Annotated in this window: 11 protein-coding genes; 6 read left to right on the top strand and 5 right to left on the bottom strand. The window is 69.6% G+C overall.

The features are described 5' to 3' along the window. The first annotated feature begins 460 nt into the window (after positions 1–460). The 5 genes from AB0M82_RS32690 (at position 461) to AB0M82_RS32710 (ending at position 11050) form a co-directional block, all read left to right on the top strand. Positions 461–3514 (top strand): PD-(D/E)XK nuclease family protein, encoded by a 3054-nt coding sequence (locus AB0M82_RS32690; RefSeq protein WP_364730247.1) that lies wholly within the window; start codon positions 461–463, stop codon positions 3512–3514. Then, positions 3511–6696: a UvrD-helicase domain-containing protein gene (locus tag AB0M82_RS32695; RefSeq protein WP_364730250.1), complete on the top strand. Its 3186-nt coding sequence runs from the start codon at positions 3511–3513 to the stop codon at positions 6694–6696. The genes AB0M82_RS32690 and AB0M82_RS32695 overlap by 4 nt, the downstream gene beginning before the upstream one ends. Before the next feature lie 422 nt (positions 6697–7118). Continuing rightward, positions 7119–7346 carry a hypothetical protein gene (locus AB0M82_RS32700; protein WP_364730252.1) on the top strand — a complete coding sequence of 76 codons (228 nt, stop codon included), beginning with the start codon at positions 7119–7121 and terminating at the stop codon, positions 7344–7346. Between the two features lie 40 nt (positions 7347–7386). Then, positions 7387–9486 carry an ADP-ribosylglycohydrolase family protein gene (locus AB0M82_RS32705; protein ID WP_364730255.1) on the top strand — a complete coding sequence of 700 codons (2100 nt, stop codon included), beginning with the start codon at positions 7387–7389 and terminating at the stop codon, positions 9484–9486. Between the two features lie 142 nt (positions 9487–9628). Further along, positions 9629–11050: an amidohydrolase family protein gene (locus AB0M82_RS32710; protein ID WP_364730258.1), complete on the top strand. Its 1422-nt coding sequence runs from the start codon at positions 9629–9631 to the stop codon at positions 11048–11050. A 71-nt stretch (positions 11051–11121) separates the two neighbouring features. Here the strand turns inward: AB0M82_RS32710 and AB0M82_RS32715 are convergent, their stop codons facing one another. Beyond that, on the bottom strand, positions 11122–11709 hold the full coding sequence (locus tag AB0M82_RS32715; protein WP_364730260.1) for an amidohydrolase family protein: 588 nt from the start codon (positions 11707–11709) through the stop codon (positions 11122–11124). A 715-nt stretch (positions 11710–12424) separates the two neighbouring features. Here AB0M82_RS32715 and AB0M82_RS32720 point away from each other — a divergent pair. Beyond that, positions 12425–12874: a MarR family winged helix-turn-helix transcriptional regulator gene (locus AB0M82_RS32720; protein ID WP_364730263.1), complete on the top strand. Its 450-nt coding sequence runs from the start codon at positions 12425–12427 to the stop codon at positions 12872–12874. A gap of 189 nt (positions 12875–13063) precedes the next feature. Here AB0M82_RS32720 and AB0M82_RS32725 read toward each other — a convergent pair whose 3' ends face one another. From AB0M82_RS32725 to AB0M82_RS32740, 4 genes are all read right to left on the bottom strand, one after another. Continuing rightward, entirely contained in the window at positions 13064–13465 is a 402-nt protein-coding gene (locus tag AB0M82_RS32725) for a hypothetical protein (protein ID WP_364730265.1), read from the bottom strand. A 21-nt stretch (positions 13466–13486) separates the two neighbouring features. Beyond that, complete coding sequence (locus AB0M82_RS32730) at positions 13487–14245, bottom strand: SDR family oxidoreductase (RefSeq protein ID WP_364730268.1); 759 nt, start codon at positions 14243–14245, stop codon at positions 13487–13489. A gap of 34 nt (positions 14246–14279) precedes the next feature. After that, complete coding sequence (locus tag AB0M82_RS32735) at positions 14280–15299, bottom strand: sigma-70 family RNA polymerase sigma factor (protein ID WP_364730271.1); 1020 nt, start codon at positions 15297–15299, stop codon at positions 14280–14282. Positions 15300–15553: 254 nt separating this feature from the next. After that, the gene (locus AB0M82_RS32740) at positions 15554–15856 is read right to left on the bottom strand and encodes a hypothetical protein (RefSeq protein ID WP_364730273.1); all 303 of its coding nucleotides are present in this window, start codon (positions 15854–15856) and stop codon (positions 15554–15556) included. Positions 15857–16505 lie beyond the last annotated feature (649 nt).

Here is a 16505-nt window from a genome sequence, read left to right on the forward strand (position 1 = left end):
TCACACCCCTTGTCTGTTATTCTCTATTTGTCTCAATATCTCCCCAAAACGGCCCCACCCACGGCTGTGGGCGAGCGTCTGAAACCGGGCCAATCGGGCCAATCGGGCAGCTTGACAGCTTGCTGCCGCAGCTAACTGCCCGGCCTTGACCCAACGCCGCCTACTTCGTTCACGGGCAGCTCGTGAACGGCCGGACGCTGCGCCACATGACGGTCGATCGGCCGCGCTCACTCGGCTGATGGGAGACGTCACTCCTACGAGCGCGCGGCCATTCTGCCGTTGTGTGTTGGTCCGTGACGATCTGGCCATATCTGGCTTCGTGAAGCTGCCTGGAAGTGCGAGCCGAGATCCGCGCTGACCGATCGAGGATGTCACTCCTTTGAGGACGGGGCACAATCCTGCGTTTGCCCACAGTGGATGGTGCGGTGACGATGGGGCTGACTCAGGGGAGTTGGTGCTGATGGCGGTGACGGTGAGGGCGACCCCGTACGGTGCTGCCGCGTATCGGGTGCTGGCCGAGGTGGTGGCCGTCGCCAAGGCCGGCGATCCTTTGGCGACGGTGACGCTGGTCGTACCGGGCGAGTGGGTGGGTGTCGCCGCGCGGCGTTCGCTGGCCAGGGGAATGGGGACTGGCCCTCCCGGCGTGGCCGCGTTGCGGGTGGTGACTCTGCGTCGGCTGGCTGAAACCCTTGTGGGTGACCGGTTCGCCCGATGTGGTCGCCGCCCGCTCACCGGGCTGGTGCTGGCCGCGGCGGTCCGCTGGGCGCTCGCGTCCGATGCGGGAATCTTCGCTCCGGTGGCTGATCACATCGGGACGGTCCGGGCCATTGCCCGCGCGCACCGTCTGCTGCGCGCTCTTCCGGACACGCTGCTCGACGAAATCTCCGCCGGGAACGAGGTGACCGCCGAGACGGTTCGGGTGCACCGCGTCCTGGAAGAGCGGTGCGCGTCAGCGTTCTTCGACGAGGTGGACCTGCTCGAAGCGGCGGCCGGGATCGTGGGAGAGGGCGGTGTGTCCGGGACGGTGGTGGCGTTCCTGCCGCAGGACCTTGATGCGCCCGAGACGGCGTTGCTCTCGGCCGTTGGTCGTGTCACGACCGTGCATGTGGTGGTCGGCCTGACCGGTGAGAGGGCGGCGGACGAGGGCCCGCGTGCCGTGTGCGGGGCGTTGGGTGTCGACGCCGGTGCGGTTGTGGCCCGGCTGGTGGGTGACGTGGTCTTGCACGCCTCGGACCCGGATGACGAGGTGCGGTGCGTGGTGCGCCGGGTGGTGGCGGAACTGGTGGGTCGGCCTGGGCACCGCATCGCGGTGTTGTACGGGTCGGCTGACCCCTACGCCCGGCTGTTGCACGAGCACCTCGGCCGCGCGGGGGTCGAGCTGTGTGGCAGGGGAGTGCGGCCGGCCTCCGAGGGACGTGTCGGGCGGTCCGTTCTACGGTTGCTCTCTCTGTCGCGTAACGACTTCAGCCGCGGTGACGTCCTCGCGTTCATCGCTGACGCGCCGCTCCGTCACGCCGGTGGCAGAGCACCGGGCTCGGCGTGGGAGAGGGTGTCGCGTGCCGCGGGGGTGGTTCGCGGCGGCGACTGGGCGAGGCTGGAGGATTACGCCGCCCACCGCGACACGTGGATCGCCGACCACGCCGAGGCGGAGACGTGGCGGGTGGACCGCGCGCGGCGTGAGGCCGATACCGCCCGAGAACTACACACATTCGTCACGAGCGTCCGAACTGGACTGTCCGCTGTGGAGCACGCCGGCACGTGGCGAGAGTCAGGCGAGGCCGCATTGCGGATGTGGTCGACCGTCCTGGGCGGCGACGAGATCGGCACTCCGGCCCCGGAGGAGCAGCGCGCGACCGACCGGATCACCGCGACGCTGCGATCGTTGTCGGGTCTGGACGAGTTCGCCGGCGGGCCGGACCCGGTGCTGTTGCGTGAACTTCTCGAACTCGAACTCGCCGACGACCTCGACCGGGTGGGCCGCATGGGTACGGGAGTGCATGTGGGCCGAGTGTCCGAAGGGGTCGGGGAGGACCTGGACGTGGTGTTCATCGTCGGCGCCGCCGAGGGCATGCTGCCGTATCGGGCTGGTGACGACCCGTTGCTTCCCGACCACGTCCGAGAGCTCACCGATGGTGCGCTTCCCACGCTGCGCCACCAGTTGGACCGCCAGCACCGTCACGTGCTCGCCGCGTTCGCGGCCGCCTCCCCGGGAGGCCGGGTGGTGAGCTTCCCCAGGGGAGACTTGCGGCGGGGTGGCTCGCGGGTGCCGTCACGCTGGTTGGCGCCGACACTGAGCCGGCTCGCCGGTGAAGATCACGTGCGGACCGACCGGTGGGAGTCCGTGGCGGGACTGGTCGAATCGCCCTCCTACGCCGGAGCGGTGGAACGCGGGTGCAATCCGGCCACTGAGCAGGAGTGGCGTCAACGCGCGGCGGTCGATCACCTCGCGGACATCCCGGACGGCTCGATACTCGCGCGTGCCCTCGAAACCCGCCGTGCACGGGCAAGCGACGCGTTCACCGTGTTCGACGGCAATCTCGCGGGCGAGAGGCTGCCTGACCCCACGGACGGTGCGGTGGTGTCGGCCACGGCACTGGAAGCGTGGATGCAGTGCCCGCACGGCTATTTCACCAGGTATCTGCTGAGTGTCGTACCGGTCCAGCAGCCCGAGGAGATTGTGCGGATCTCTGCCATGGACCGGGGCACCGTGCTGCACGACGTACTGGAGCAGGTCGTCACCCGTGCCGTCGACGACGGATGGGCACCAGGGCCTGGACAGCCGTGGCCCGAGCAGGCGCTGACCGTTCTGACCCAAGCCGCCGACGAACGGTTCGACCGTGCTCAGGCCGAAGGAGTCACCGGTTTCCCGTTGCTGTGGGAGTACGACAAGACCGCGATGCGCGCGGACCTCGTCGAGTTCCTGGCCCGCGATGACGTGCGGCGTCGCGACTTCGGCGGCCTCGCACCGGTCGCTGCCGAATGGGCGTTCGACGGCGTGGAGTTCCCGCTGGGCGACGGCCGGACCCTGCGGCTCCGCGGCCGCATCGACCGCATCGACCGGTCGGCTGCCGGCATGCTCCTCGTCACCGACTACAAAACCGGCAAAGCCGATCCGTTCCGCCCGATCGTCGGGGACCCCTGCCACCATGGGCAGCGGCTTCAGCTACCGGTGTACGCGATCGCCGCGTGCGCGACATTCGGCGACGAAGCCACCGCGGTGAGATCGGAGTACTGGTTCACCACCCGGCGCGGAGGTTTCGAACGCATCGGGCACACCATCGACGAAGCGGTGCTGGACAGGGCCCGCCTGGCACTGCGCACCGCCGTCGACGGGATCGTCGGCGGTGTGTTCATCGCCCGCGCCAAGGGCAAATCCAACGTGCTCTACGACTGCCCCGGCTGTGACCCCGACGGCCTCGGCGAGTACGGCGTGGCGCAGGCATGGAGCAGGAAAGGCCGCGCACCAGAGCTCGTCGCGTTGCGCGCACTGCTCGGCGAGGCCGTGACACAGTGACACTCGCCGACCAGGCCGCGCGAGACATGATCGCCACCGACCTCGGCTGCTCACTGTTCGTCGAGGCGGGAGCGGGTTCGGGCAAAACCACCGTGCTGGTGCGTCGCATCGTCGCACTCGTCACCGCAGGCCTGCCGTTGCCCGCCATTGCCGCGGTCACCTTCACCGAGAAGGCCGCGGCCGAGCTGCGTGACCGCGTCCGCGTCGGGCTGGAGGAAGCTGGGCAGACCAGGGCACTGGACGACCTGGACGGCGCGGCGATCGGCACACTGCACTCCTTCGCGCGCCGGATCCTCACCGAGCACCCCATCGAGGCGGGCCTGCCCCCCTTGATCGACGTGCTCGACGAGGTGGGCTCGCGGGTCGCCGCCGACCGGCGCTGGGAGGACCTGCAGACCCGGCTGCTGCAGGACCCGGCCGTCGCACCGGTACTGCGGCTGGGGTTGGCCGCGGGACTCACCCTCGACCACCTGCACACCCTGGCACAGCAACTCGACGCCAACTGGGATCTGGTCGAGGAACGCATCGCAACGACGAACTCCCTCGAGCCACCGCGACTGAACCTCACCGCGCTCAGGACCCGGATCGCCACGGTGACCGACTGCCGCGGCGACTGCCGGGACCCCGGCGACAAGCTTCTGGCACAGATCCACAAACTCGACCAGTGGCTGTCGGACACCGGCGGTGCCGACCCCGCCGACCTGCTGGGCCTGCTGACCACCTTGCCCGGCCCCGGAAACGGCGGCAGGGCGGCAAACTGGGGCGGGCGACCAGTGGTCGACGGCATCAAGGACGAGATCAAGAACATCAAAGCCGACGGCGCCGCACTGCGCGGTCACGCCATAGATCGCATCCTGCGGTGTCTGCTGCCCGCGATCGCCGCCGACACCCTTCGAGCGGCCAGGCAACGAGCCGCGGCCGGCCGGCTGCAGTTCCACGACCTGCTCGTGCTCGCCCGGCGACTCGTCCGGCAGTCCGTTCCGGCCCGGACCCAGCTGAGCCGGCGCTACCGCAGGCTGCTGCTCGACGAGGCGCAGGACACCGACCCCATCCAGATCGAACTCGCCGTCCGCATCGCCGCGGGCCAGACCGCGACCGCCCACGACTGGCGCCACGTGGCGGTGCCGGCAGGAGCGTTGTTCTTCGTCGGCGACTCCAAGCAGTCGATCTACCGATTCCGGCGCGCGGACATCCGCACCTACCTCGACGCGAGAAACACACTCGGCGCCCCGGTCTCGCTGACCACGAACTTCCGTGCGACCACCGCTCTGCTGGGTTGGATCAACCGGGTCTTCGCGCGGCTCATCACCGAAACCCCTGGGGCACAACCAGCCTACGAGGCGCTACAGCCTGGCTCGGACGACGGTCACGTGCGCGGCCCGCACGTCGTGGTCCTGGGCGATGACGAACACGCTGACGGACCCAGCGCGGAGGTCGTGCGCACTCGCGAAGCGCACGACGTCGCCGGGTTGGTGGTGCGCGCGGTGCGTGAGGGATGGCAGGTGCGCGGCCGTGCCGGCGAACCGCGTCCGCTATCGCTTTCGGACATCACGATCCTGGCGCCCACAAGGACGTCCATCAGCGGTCTGGAACAGGCGCTCGACCAAGTGGCGGTGTCCTACCGGACCGAGGCGGCCACGTTCGTGTACTCCGCGCCCGAGGTGCGGGAGCTGATGCTGTGCGTGACGGCGGTCGACGACCCCACCGACGAACTCGCCGTCGTCAGCACACTGCGCACACCGATGTTCGGATGCTCCGACGCCGACCTGTGGCGGTGGAAACAGGCCCGTGGCTCGTGGAACCTGTTCGCCCCACCCGTGCACGACGGTGTCGTCGCCGACGGGCTCGCGCAACTGCGACGATGGGCGCGGCTGCGGTCCCGATGGTCACCGTCGAAACTGCTCGAAGACGTACTCGACCGCGGGCGCGTTCTCGAGGCCGCCGTGGACTCGCCGCACTATCGCGAGACCTGGCGGCGGCTGAGATTCGTGGTGGACCAAGCGCGAGCATGGTCGGAGGCCGAGCACGGCTCACTGCGCGAATACCTGCGCTGGGCGGCCGGGCAGGCTGCCGATTCCGCACGGGTGAGCGAGACCGTGCTGCCCGAGACCGACGCCGACGCGGTGCGGATCACCACGATCCACGCGTCGAAAGGACTAGAGTTTCCCTTCGTCATCGTCGCCGGCCTGTCGTCGCCCGGAGCGAAGACCCGGCCGCCGGTGCTGTGGCCGGCGGACGGTGGCTGCGAGGTGAAACTGGGCGCGGACCTCGAAACCCTCGGCTACCGCGACGCCGACGCCGCGGAAAAGACGATTGAGGACTGCGAAGACATCCGGCTGCTGTACGTGGCGTGCACGCGCGCCAAAGACCACCTGGCGGTCTCGCTGCACCGCGGCGGACGCGCGTGCCCGGCAGCGGTGCTCGCCGCAGCGTGCCGCGGAGCCGGCCACGAGAACTGGGCGGCACCCGACGTGCTGGAACCGCTCGACCGGAGGGTCCGGCCCGCGGCGGCCCCGCTGCCCGGATGGCCCGAGTGGACGAGCAACCGCGAGGTCGCACTCGCCAACAGCCGCCGCCGCGAAGCCGAGTCCGCTACCGACATCGCCCACGGCCGGGCAAGCAGCCCGTTGCCGACCTTCGCCCACCACGGCCTGGCCAAACAGCCACGGGATCTCGAACTGCCCGCGTGGGCGAAAGGCCGATACGGCACCGCGATCGGCCGTGCCGTCCACGCGGTCCTGCAAACCGTCGACCTCACCACCGGTGACGGCCTCGACGAATTGGCCGCCTCGCAGGCGCTCACCGAGGGCGTCGCCGACGCCGCGCCGGACATCGCCACGGCCGTCCGCGCCGCGCTCGACTCGCCCACCGTCACCCGCGCCGCCACCAAACCCCACTGGCGGGAAACCTACGTCGGGACAATCGTCGACAACGTCCAAGTCGAGGGCTACGTCGACCTGCTCTACCGCGACGACGACGGCCTGGTCCTCGTCGACTACAAGACCGACACCGCCATGAGCGCCGATGCCCTTGCGGCGTATGAAATACAGCTGCGCGTCTACGCCCGAGCCATCGAAGACGCCTCGACCGAACGGGTCGTTCGGTCGGTGCTGCTGTTCCTCCGCCCAACGGGCGCACTCGAACACGTCATCATGCACCCGGCTGCTCGCCCACGGCCGTGAATGGCACATTGAGGGACATAGAGTCCCTCAATGTGCCATTCACGGCCGTTCCGTTGACCGCTTGCGCGGCAGAGGAATCCTTGACTACCCGGCCTTGCTCGTTGGAGTGGTCTGCCCGCGATCTGCTCTGAACCCGCCGCAACTGCCGTAGCGTGAGCGTGTCCGATAGCAAGATGGTCGGGGTCCGGGGCGGCGGCGTACCGGCCGTGAACCTCCTCGACCGCTCGCCGCACAATGACGCGGTGGCTGTATGGCAGCAGCCCCGGGTTCAGCGCCACCAGCCGCGTTTGACCAGCTGCGAGCCCAGCCGGTCGAGCGGCACGACTTCGACGTAGGCGACGGAGAGCGCCGGGCACCTCGACCGGCAGACGGCCACGAAGCGCCTGGCGCCGCTGGAGGGGCAGCGGGATGCGCTGATCGGCGTGGGTGGGCAACCGCTCGTCCTGGAGGTGTTCGGCTCGTCCGCCGCGCTCGCGGCCCACCTGCCCGGGTTGCTGGACGCGGCGGCCCTCGACGCGGCTTTGCTCAACGCCACACCTGTGTCGGCCCGCGCGGGAATGACGGCGGTGACGGGCTCGCCATCGGCGCGTCCGGCCCGTACCTGGCGGCGCGCGGCATCGTTACCCGCGAGGGTCACCTGGCACACCTGAGCGTCCTGAACACCAAGCACCCCGTGTTGGAGATGACGGCATGAACCTCACCACCGCGCAACGGGACCGCGCCTACGGTGTCTTACTGGCCTCCGCGGCCGGAGACGCGCTGGGCGCCCCCTACGAGTTCGGACCGCCCCTCGGCCCGGAGCTGCCCGTGGGCATGGTCGGCGGCGGCTCCTTCGGCTGGGAACCGGGCGAGTGGACCGACGACACCGCGATGGCCATCGCCATCGCCGAGGTCGCCGCCACCGGAGCTGACCTGCGCGACGCCACCGCGCAGGACGCCATCGTGGCCCGCTGGCACGACTGGGCCACCACCGCTACGGACGTCGGCAACCAAACCCGCGCCGTCCTCACCGCCGCGGGACGGGCGGCACGCCGCGACAACGACGCGATCGGCGCCCGCCACGCCCGTACCGCGGCCGAACATCACCACCACCACGCGGGGCGGTCCGCGGGCAACGGGTCGCTGATGCGCACCGCGCCGGTCGCGCTGGCCTTCCTGCACGACGAACACGCCCTGATCGAGGCCGCCACCGCGATCAGCGCCCTGACCCACTACGACCCCGAAGCGGGCGAGGCATGCGTGCTGTGGTGCCTGGCCATCCGCAACGCCGTGCTCACCGGCAAGCTCGACCTGCGCGCCGGACTGCCGTTGCTGCCCGCCGCGCGCCGGGACGTGTGGGCCCAGCGCCTCGACGATGCCGAGTCGCGGCGTCCGGCGGCGTTCGACCGCAACGGATGGGTCGTGCAGGCACTGCAGGGCGCCTGGTCGGCCATCGCCGGCACGCCCGTGCCCGTCGATGATCCGGCCGCCGGGGTGTTCGTCGCCGACCATCTCCGCCTGGCGCTGGAGGCCGCGGTCCGTGGCGGGCGTGACACCGACACCGTCGCCGCCATCGCGGGTGGTCTGCTCGGGGCCGGGCACGGGGCCTCCGCCGTGCCGGCCGGGTGGCGGCGGGTGCTGCACGGCTGGCCCGGAAACCGCGCCCGCGACCTGATCACGCTGGCGACCTCGATCGTGGAAGGCGGCGCACCGGACCGGTTCGACTTCGGCTTCCGCGGCTTCGGGCGACTGGACGCCCTGGCCCGGCACCCCTACGACGAGGGCCTGTGGATCGGGGCGGTCGGCGCCCTGCACACGCTCCCCCCGGGGGTGGATGCGGTGGTGTCGCTGTGCCGCGTCGGCCCCGACGCCGTGCCGGCGGGCGTTGAACTGATCGAGGTCCGCCTGATCGACCAGGACGGCGCCGAGCAGAATCCGAACCTCGGGTTCGTCCTGCACGACACCACCACCCTCATCCAGCAACTGCGTCGCGAAGGACGGACCGTCCTGCTGCACTGTGTGCAGGCCCACAGCCGCACCCCGGCCGTGGCCGCGCTGTACGGGGCGCGGTGCCGCGCCGTCCCCGTCGACACCGCGTTGGCGGCCGTGTGCGCCGTACTGCCCGGGGCCAACCCGATCGCGAGTTTCCGCGACGCACTGCACGCCATGCACACACCGCCGATGTTCCCCGACGCCCTCGCTGCCGCGACCGGCTACGCCGCCCGGGCGCACGCTGATCAGATCCGCAAACGCGGCCCAGGCGACGACCGGCCCGGGATCCCCTACGTCAGTCACCTGCTCGGCGTGGCCGGCCTCGTCCTCGAAGACGGCGGGAGCACCGAGGAGGTCATCGCCGGGCTGCTGCACGACGTGCTGGAGGACCAGGACCCGCTCCACGTCCGCGCCGCCGAGATCGAGCACCACTTCGGGCTGGATGTCAGACTGCTGGTCGAGGCGTGTTCGGGACCCAAGGAACACGACCCGGGCATGGCCGAGTACCGGACCCGCAAACAACTGTACCTCGATTATCTCGCCGACCAGCACAGCACCGGGGCCATTCGCGTGTCGCTGGCCGACAAGGTGCACAACGCCCGGTGCACCGTCAACGATCTGGAAGCCGACGGGCCGGATGTCTGGGACCGCTTCAACGCCGGCTTCGGTGACCAGTTGTGGTGGTATCGCGCGCTGGTCGCCATCTTCGCCACCCACTCGGACGCCGGCCGCGCCGGCACGGCGCGCGTGGGCGAGCTTCGGCGGCTGGTCGCGCGCATGGCCGAGTTCGGACCCCGCGGGGGCAGCAATGGGAAGTAGATCGACAGCCTTACGGGTCGCCGGATTCATCTCCGAACACCCGGCCGTCCCGGTGCCGTCGCCGTACTAAAAAGGTCCCTTGCTCCCGTCCGAACGGCTAACGTGATCTTGCAACGCTGGTTCCGACTGGGGAGTTCGAACGATGCAACAGCGCAGATCCGTACTGTCCGTCTTCACGTTGACCCTCGCCGTGGTCCTCGGCGCGGCCCTGCTCACCAACCTCGGCCGCACCGCGGCCGAACCCGCGAGCGACGCGGAGTTCACCGGCAGCGGCCGGGTCGTCATCCGCGACGCCGCCATGGTGCTCACGATGGACTCGAAGCTCGGCGAAGGACCGCTCGGCGCGCTCGCCGACGCCGACGTCGTCATGGAAGGCAACAAGATCAAGGAGGTCGGCAAGGACCTCGACGCGCGCGGTGCCCGGGTCGTCGACGCCCGCGGCAAGATCGTGCTGCCCGGCTTCGTCGACATGCACAACCACCTGTGGCAGTCGCTGATCCGCGGCTGTGCGGCCGACAAGGAACTCGTCGGCTGGCTCGGCAAATGCGTCATCCCGCTCTACGGCGCTCCGGTGACCGACGCCGACGCGTATGCGGGAACGAAGCTTTCGGCCGCCGACGTCGTCTCGACCGGGATCACCACGGTCACCGACTGGTCGCACGCCTTCAACATCGACTTCGCCAAGGGCGGGCTCCGCGCGCTCGCCGAGTCGAAGCTGCGGTTCGTCTACTCCTACAACGGGACCACGAACGCCGCGCTGCAGGACGAGATCCGCCGCGTCAAGCGCGAGGTCATCGATCCGAACCCGTTGGCACACCTGCAGGTCGGCACGCATCCGTCGACCGGGAACTTCCCGAGCCTCGAGGCGTCCGAGAAGCTCGCGCGCGAACTCGGGGTTTCGCTGAACGTCCATCTGCTCGAGTCGAAGGCCGATCTGACCGAGGGGCAGATGGACGCGCTCCGCCGGGCGAACGCGCTGCATTCCGGGCTGGTGGCGAACCACGTCATCCAGACCACCGACGCCGACCTCGACGAGCTGGCACGCGCGGGTGTCAGCGTCGCGCACAACCCGCTGTCGAACATGCGGCTCGCTTCGGGCGTGATCCGGCTGCCGGAAATGAAGAAACGGGGCATGAAGGTCGGCCTCGGGCTCGACGGCGGCACCAACGACACGAGCGACATGTTCAACGTGATGCGTGCGGCGGTCGGTCTCCAGCGGGCGACCACCACGGATCCGGCGGTTTACCCGGCGACGGCGGACGTCCTGCGCATGGCCACCCTCGGCGGCGCCGAGGCGCTCGGGCTGGACCGGGAGATCGGCTCGCTGACGCCGGGCAAGAAGGCGGACCTGCAGGTGATCGACGCCCAGTCGGTCAACTTCGCGCCCAAGGTGGACTGGGTCAACCAGCTCGTCTTCAACACCCAGCCCGCCAACGTCTCGTGGGTGTTCGTCGACGGCCGCGCCCTCAAGCGCGACGGGCGCGTTGCCGGCATCGACACGGCGAAGGTCGTCGCCGACGCCCAACTCGCCGCCGACCACCTGAAGAAGCTCCTGCCCCAGTAACCCGCGCAACCTGGCACCAGGGTGCGGTAGTCGGTACGCCGAACTACCGCACCCTGGTGCCATCTTGCGGGTCACGAGACCAGCCGGCTGCCGCGTCGCCAAACCGCACGGATGTCGAGTGTGTCGCCGATGTTCGTCGTCGGGTCGCCGTCGACGAGCAGAAGGTCGGCGCGGAGCCCTTCGGCGATGCGTCCTCGGTCGCCGAGACCGAAGCGTCGGGCGGTGGTCGCCGTGGCGGCGCGCAGCGCTTGGACGGGGGTCAGGCCGGCCTGCACGAGGTACTGCAGTTCGTGGTGGAGGCTGGCTCCGTGCGCCAAGCCACCGAAGAAGGTCTCGGCCATGGAGGCGTCGGTGCCGGCCAGCAGGTCCACGCCCGCCGTGGCCAGGGCTCGGACGGTCTCCAGGACGTCGTCGAGCCTGCCCTGCGGGTAGCGGTTGTAGCTGGACCGCAGGGTCTTCTCCCATTTGTCGTCGAGGCGGCGGGCGACCCGGGGGTCGTCGGCGAGGGTGTTGCCGGTGATGCCCATCATCGACGCGTCGAGGCAGAGGCACGGCACGACGAACATCCCCGCCTCGGCGATCGAGTCCACGATCTCCGCCGTGTGCGGCCGGTCCATGAACACGTGGACGACGCCGTCGACCCCGGCCTCGGCGGCCATCCGGGTGGCGTCGAGGGTCAGGGTGCGCCACGGTGAGGGCGCCGTACTTCTTGGCCTCGGCGACGCCGGCGTTCAGCGTGGCCTGGTCGAGCATGGGCAGTCCGGGGTGTCCTTCGACGCTGCCGTCGTCGATCATGAACTTGATGTAGTCGGAGCCGCGCGCCAGTAGTTGCGGGACGTACGCGGCGGCCTCTTCCGGGGTGGTGGAAAACGGCATCAGCGGCAGTACCGGCGGCAGGTCGCCGGCCGGCCGGAACCCTTCGGGCATGAGCTCGCTGGGGTGACCGCCGGGCGGCGTGATGGCGAAGCCGGCGGATCGGACGTCGGCGACCGTGTCGTCCTCGGTGAGGTGCGCGCGGTTCTCGCGGGTGTTCATGCCCTGCATCTCCAGCTCGGTGGTGACGCCGAACCGCAGGGCCAGTGCCAGGGAGCCGGGACCGGAGTGGACGTGGGCGTCGATCAGCCCGGGCAGCAGGGTCGCGCCCCGGCCGTCGACGACTTCGGCGCCTTCGGGCACGTCGCCGCCGACCTGGCGGATCTTCCGGCCGTCCAGGACGACGGTCTGTACCCCCAGGGTCTTCTCGCCGTCGAAGAGCCGGGCGCCGGTGATGGCGGTGGTGGCCATGGTTGTCTCGCTTCCTCATCGCAGTTGCATACCCAATGCTATGCAGTTCACATCTGGCATGCAAATGCCCGGGGTACTACGATCCGCGGGGTGAGCGGTTCCGCTGAAGACGACCTGCTGGACCAGATCGGCCCGGCCCTGTCCCGGCTGCGCCGGCGCACCCCGGCCTCGGGCCGTGACCTGTCCCGCAACCTGGTGCTGAACGTGGTGGCCGACGCTCCGGGCGAGATGACGGTCGGGGGTCTCGCCACGGAGATGGGCGTCGCGCAACCGGTGGCCAGCCGCACGGTCGCGGCCTGCATCGCCGACGGCCTGCTCCGGCGGGCGGCTTCCCAGGCCGACGGCCGCCGGACGGTGCTCGAGCTCACCGAACGCGGCGAGGCCGAGCGAACCCGTTTCGCCACCGACCAGCGCGCGGCGTTCGAGGACATCACGGCCGGGTGGCCGGCGGAGGAACGCGTCCAGTTCGCGCGGCTCCTCGTCCGCTACACCGCTGACGCCGGCGCGTGGTCCCGCCGCCGCGCCGCGAAAGAGCGGTGACGGGATTTCGCGCGGGGTTTGCGGCTTCGGTGAAGAAGGCAGCGACGAGCGGATGCGGGAGCTCATCCCGCCGGTGCGGACCGCTGGAGCCGCGCTCCGACCGGCGGTTGAGCCTGCCCATCGGCGACGTGACGCTGGAAGTGGTGCTCTGACGTCGCCTGTGCGTGGCGGAAACCAGTCGTGCCCTGGTCAGCCGCCGTAGACTTCGGCTTGGTCTTCGACACGCTGGATGTCGTCGGCGAGGATGCCACCGTTGATCGCCACCGTCGTCAGCGAGTGCTCGTGGAAGAACACCGCGAAGTCCGGCAAGTCGTAGGCGTCGGCCACTGCTCCGTTGATCTTTTTCAGCATGACGCGCTTGGCGTCGATGTTGCCCCCTTGCGGGACGTGCACGACGAACACCGGGCGGGCAGGCTCCGCGCCGAGCAGACCGTTCTGGCTCACGCTTCCGAGCGGCCATTCGCGCAGGAAGATCCGGGTGTCGTCCGGGAACGGGTAGACCTCGCGCATGGCGTCGTAGATTTCCTTCACCAGCGTCTTCTTCGTGTCGACGTCCGCACCGGCGGGGACGTCGAGGTAACCGACAGGCATGTTCGGCCCTTTCTCGAGTGGTCAGGCAGGCGACGTGACGAGCGCTGCCATCTGCTTCTCCACGCTCTTGGGCGAGGACTGGAACTGCTCGCCGAAGGCCACGGCGAACGGGTCCGGGAAGATGTCCTCCTCGCCGGCCCGGACCCCGTCGAGGATCGCGTTGGCGACGGTCGTGGCGGGTGTCTTGGTGAACGCGGCGGGCAGATCCCTCGTCATGTCGGTGTCGACAGGCCCCGGGTAGACGCCGTGCACCGACACGCCCCGCGCGGCCAGCGACGCCCGCGATGCCTGGGTCAGCGAGTGCTGCGCGGCCTTCGAGGCGCTGTAGGTGGGCTGGAGCGGCACGTTGGTCAGGCCGGCGGCCGACCCGATGTAGACGAGCGTTCCGCGGTGGCGCACCAGCGTGTCCTCGAACGCGTGCAGCATTCGCAGCGCGCCGAAGTAGTTGACCTCCATCTCCCGCCGGGCCACCTCGACGATCGCGTGGTCGGCGAGATCGGTCGGCTCGAACGCGCCGGCGTTGTTGACCAGCACGTCGACGTCGGTGGCGGCCTGCGCGACGGCCGCGATCTGATCGGCGTCGGTCACGTCCAGCCGCAGCGGAACGACACGTTCTCCGTGCCGCTCCCGCAACGCCTCGACGGTCCGCTCATCCCGTGCCGTGGCGTAGATCTTCTTCACGCCGCGCGCCAGCAACGCTTCCGTGATGGCGCGTCCGATGCCGCGGTTGGCTCCGGTCACCAGGGCGACCGATCCTTCGAACCGGGTGGTTTCCTGCATTGTTTCCTTCTCCAGTGAGTGATTCGATCAAGGGTCAGCCGCGCTGCGCGCGGCCAGGTATCGAGCGGGGCAACCCGAACGACGGGAGAACGCCACTGTCGAAGCGGGTGAGGGCGCGGATGCGGTCGCCGCTGAGGGTCAGGACGACCAGCCCGGCACCGTGGCGGACACCGGTCGGAGCGCGCAGATAGGTGCCCAGCGCCGGCTGGCCGTTCGCTCGCGTCGGCACGAAGTCGTAGCCCCAGGCGGGATTCAGCATGGTGGTGTAGAAGCGCTCGACAGCCGCCAGGCCGTGGTACTCGAGCGGAATCGGCGGCATGGACACGCAGACGTCGTCGGTCAGCAGGGCCAGGAGGGCCTGGAGGTCGTAGGACGAGTACGCACGGACGAACTTCGTCACCAGCTCCTGCTCGGCCGGTGACCCAGGCGCCGGCGCGGGTTCCCGGCCTTCGTCCGGCGGCCGGCGCGGCAACCCGGCACGGGCGCGTTTCAGCGCGCTGGTGACCGATTCCATGGTCGTGCCGAGCATGTCCGCGACTTCCTTGGCGCGGTAGCCGAGCACGTCCCGCAGGATCAGCACCGCCAGCTGCCGGGGCGGCAGCGTCTGGAGCGCGGTCACGAACGCCAGCGAAATGGCCTCGAGTTGTTCGTACCGGACCGCCGGGCCGGGCTGCGCACCCGAGCCACCGTCGAGCAGCGCGTCCGGGTAGGGCTCGAGCCATGCGACCTCACCGAGCCGGCTCGGCTCCGGCAGCTCGGTGCCGGAAACGTCCCAGTCGACAGCGGGACGGCGGCTCGCCGAGCGCAGCACGTCGAGACACCGGTTGGTGGCGATGCGATACAGCCACGTCCGGATGGACGCCCGCTTCTCGAAGGCCCCGACGTTCTGCCACGCCGACAGCAGCGTGTCCTGAAGCGCGTCCTCGGCGTCTTGGAAAGACCCCAGCATCCGGTAGCAGTGCACGTGGAGCTCTCGGCGATACGGTTCGATCAGCTCACGAAACGCTTCGCCATCCCCGGCACGAGCCCTCCCCAGCAGCTCCGTAGCAGCCATGCCCACTGTCGCTTCCCTCTTCCCTGTCGCGGCCGTCGCAGTACTGACGTCGGCGACGGCCGGAACTGGGCGCTCCAGGACGACTTCGTTTCACGGACGCGGACCGGAACCGGCGATCGCGACTCGGCCGCAGTCGACCATGACCGGCGTGAAGGCACTAGTCCTGACCAGCTATAACGGTCGAGACGGCTACCGGCAAGCAAGACCAGGCGGCCAGCCTGTCATCAGCCGCAGGCTTTCACGCTGCCACTGAGTTACCGGGAACCGTTGCCCATTTCCTTCAGGACAGCCCGCAAAGGCTCCTGGGGGAGCCGTCCCGGTGGGGTGGCGGCGTGGACCACGTCGGCGGCCTTGACGAGCTTTACCTGGTCGAGCGGGATCCAGTAGTCGTTGACCCAGGTCTTCGCCTCGACGTATCGGCCACTGCCCGACGGCTTTCTCGTGCTGAGCGGGACGATCTTCACGGCGTCCGAACCGTCGATGCTCAGGCCGGTCTGGAGGATGACCACCTTCTTGTGGTCGTGCTTCATGATCATGCCGACGTTCATCGATGCCATCCGGCGCCCCCTCCAGGTGGGATGAACCTCGAACATAGGGTCGCTCCGGGTAGTCGGCGAGGCCCGAATGGGCGAACTCGCCACCGGATTGACGAGTGATCATGTGAGCCGGTCACGTTTCCGACACCAAGCCGGGTGGTGAGGCCGCCGGGGATGCGGCGGAAGGCGACTTTGCCGGAACCCTGCCTCGTGACGGGGGAAGCGTACGTCGGTTGCCTGGCGGCGATCACTCTCGCGGCACTGGATCGCCGCCTTGGGCAACGACGTCCCGTTGACTGTATAACGCTCTATACGGTAGGCGATTGTAAGATCGGCATCCGCGGCACCTGTCCGCTCTAAAGACCGCAAAGAACGCGAAGGCGGCCGCACAGTGCGGCGACTTCTCCGTGGTAGACCGGCCTCCCGGGTGGGGAAGTGGCGGTACAAAGTCGCCGGCCTACTCCGTGGGATCGCGTGGCAACGGCTGCTCGACCCGCGAAGCGTCGACACGGAGAAGCTGCGCCACAGCGTCTCGATGTTCCCGTCCGGCCCGCGCGAACGGCACTGGTTGCCCTGGCCCCTATCGGGGGTCGCTAGGGGTGCAGCCGGAATCGTACCAATCGGTATGTTCTTGGCCTGATTCGGACCACATCGCCGGGGGTACGGGTAC

The sequence above is a fragment of the Amycolatopsis sp. NPDC051128 genome, from assembly GCF_040682715.1.
Classification (GTDB): domain Bacteria; phylum Actinomycetota; class Actinomycetes; order Mycobacteriales; family Pseudonocardiaceae; genus Amycolatopsis.

Excerpts from the sequence above, each read along its gene's own strand:
- AB0M82_RS32690 (WP_364730247.1), top strand. The coding sequence starts at position 461 with ATGGCGGTGACGGTGAGGGCGACCCCGTACGGTGCTGCCGCGTATCGG.
- AB0M82_RS32705 (WP_364730255.1), top strand. The coding sequence starts at position 7,387 with ATGAACCTCACCACCGCGCAACGGGACCGCGCCTACGGTGTCTTACTG.
- AB0M82_RS32710 (WP_364730258.1), top strand. The coding sequence starts at position 9,629 with ATGCAACAGCGCAGATCCGTACTGTCCGTCTTCACGTTGACCCTCGCC.
- AB0M82_RS32715 (WP_364730260.1), bottom strand. The coding sequence starts at position 11,709 with ATGGCCGCCGAGGCCGGGGTCGACGGCGTCGTCCACGTGTTCATGGAC.
- AB0M82_RS32725 (WP_364730265.1), bottom strand. The coding sequence starts at position 13,465 with ATGCCTGTCGGTTACCTCGACGTCCCCGCCGGTGCGGACGTCGACACG.
- AB0M82_RS32730 (WP_364730268.1), bottom strand. The coding sequence starts at position 14,245 with ATGCAGGAAACCACCCGGTTCGAAGGATCGGTCGCCCTGGTGACCGGA.
- AB0M82_RS32735 (WP_364730271.1), bottom strand. The coding sequence starts at position 15,299 with ATGGCTGCTACGGAGCTGCTGGGGAGGGCTCGTGCCGGGGATGGCGAA.
- AB0M82_RS32740 (WP_364730273.1), bottom strand. The coding sequence starts at position 15,856 with ATGGCATCGATGAACGTCGGCATGATCATGAAGCACGACCACAAGAAG.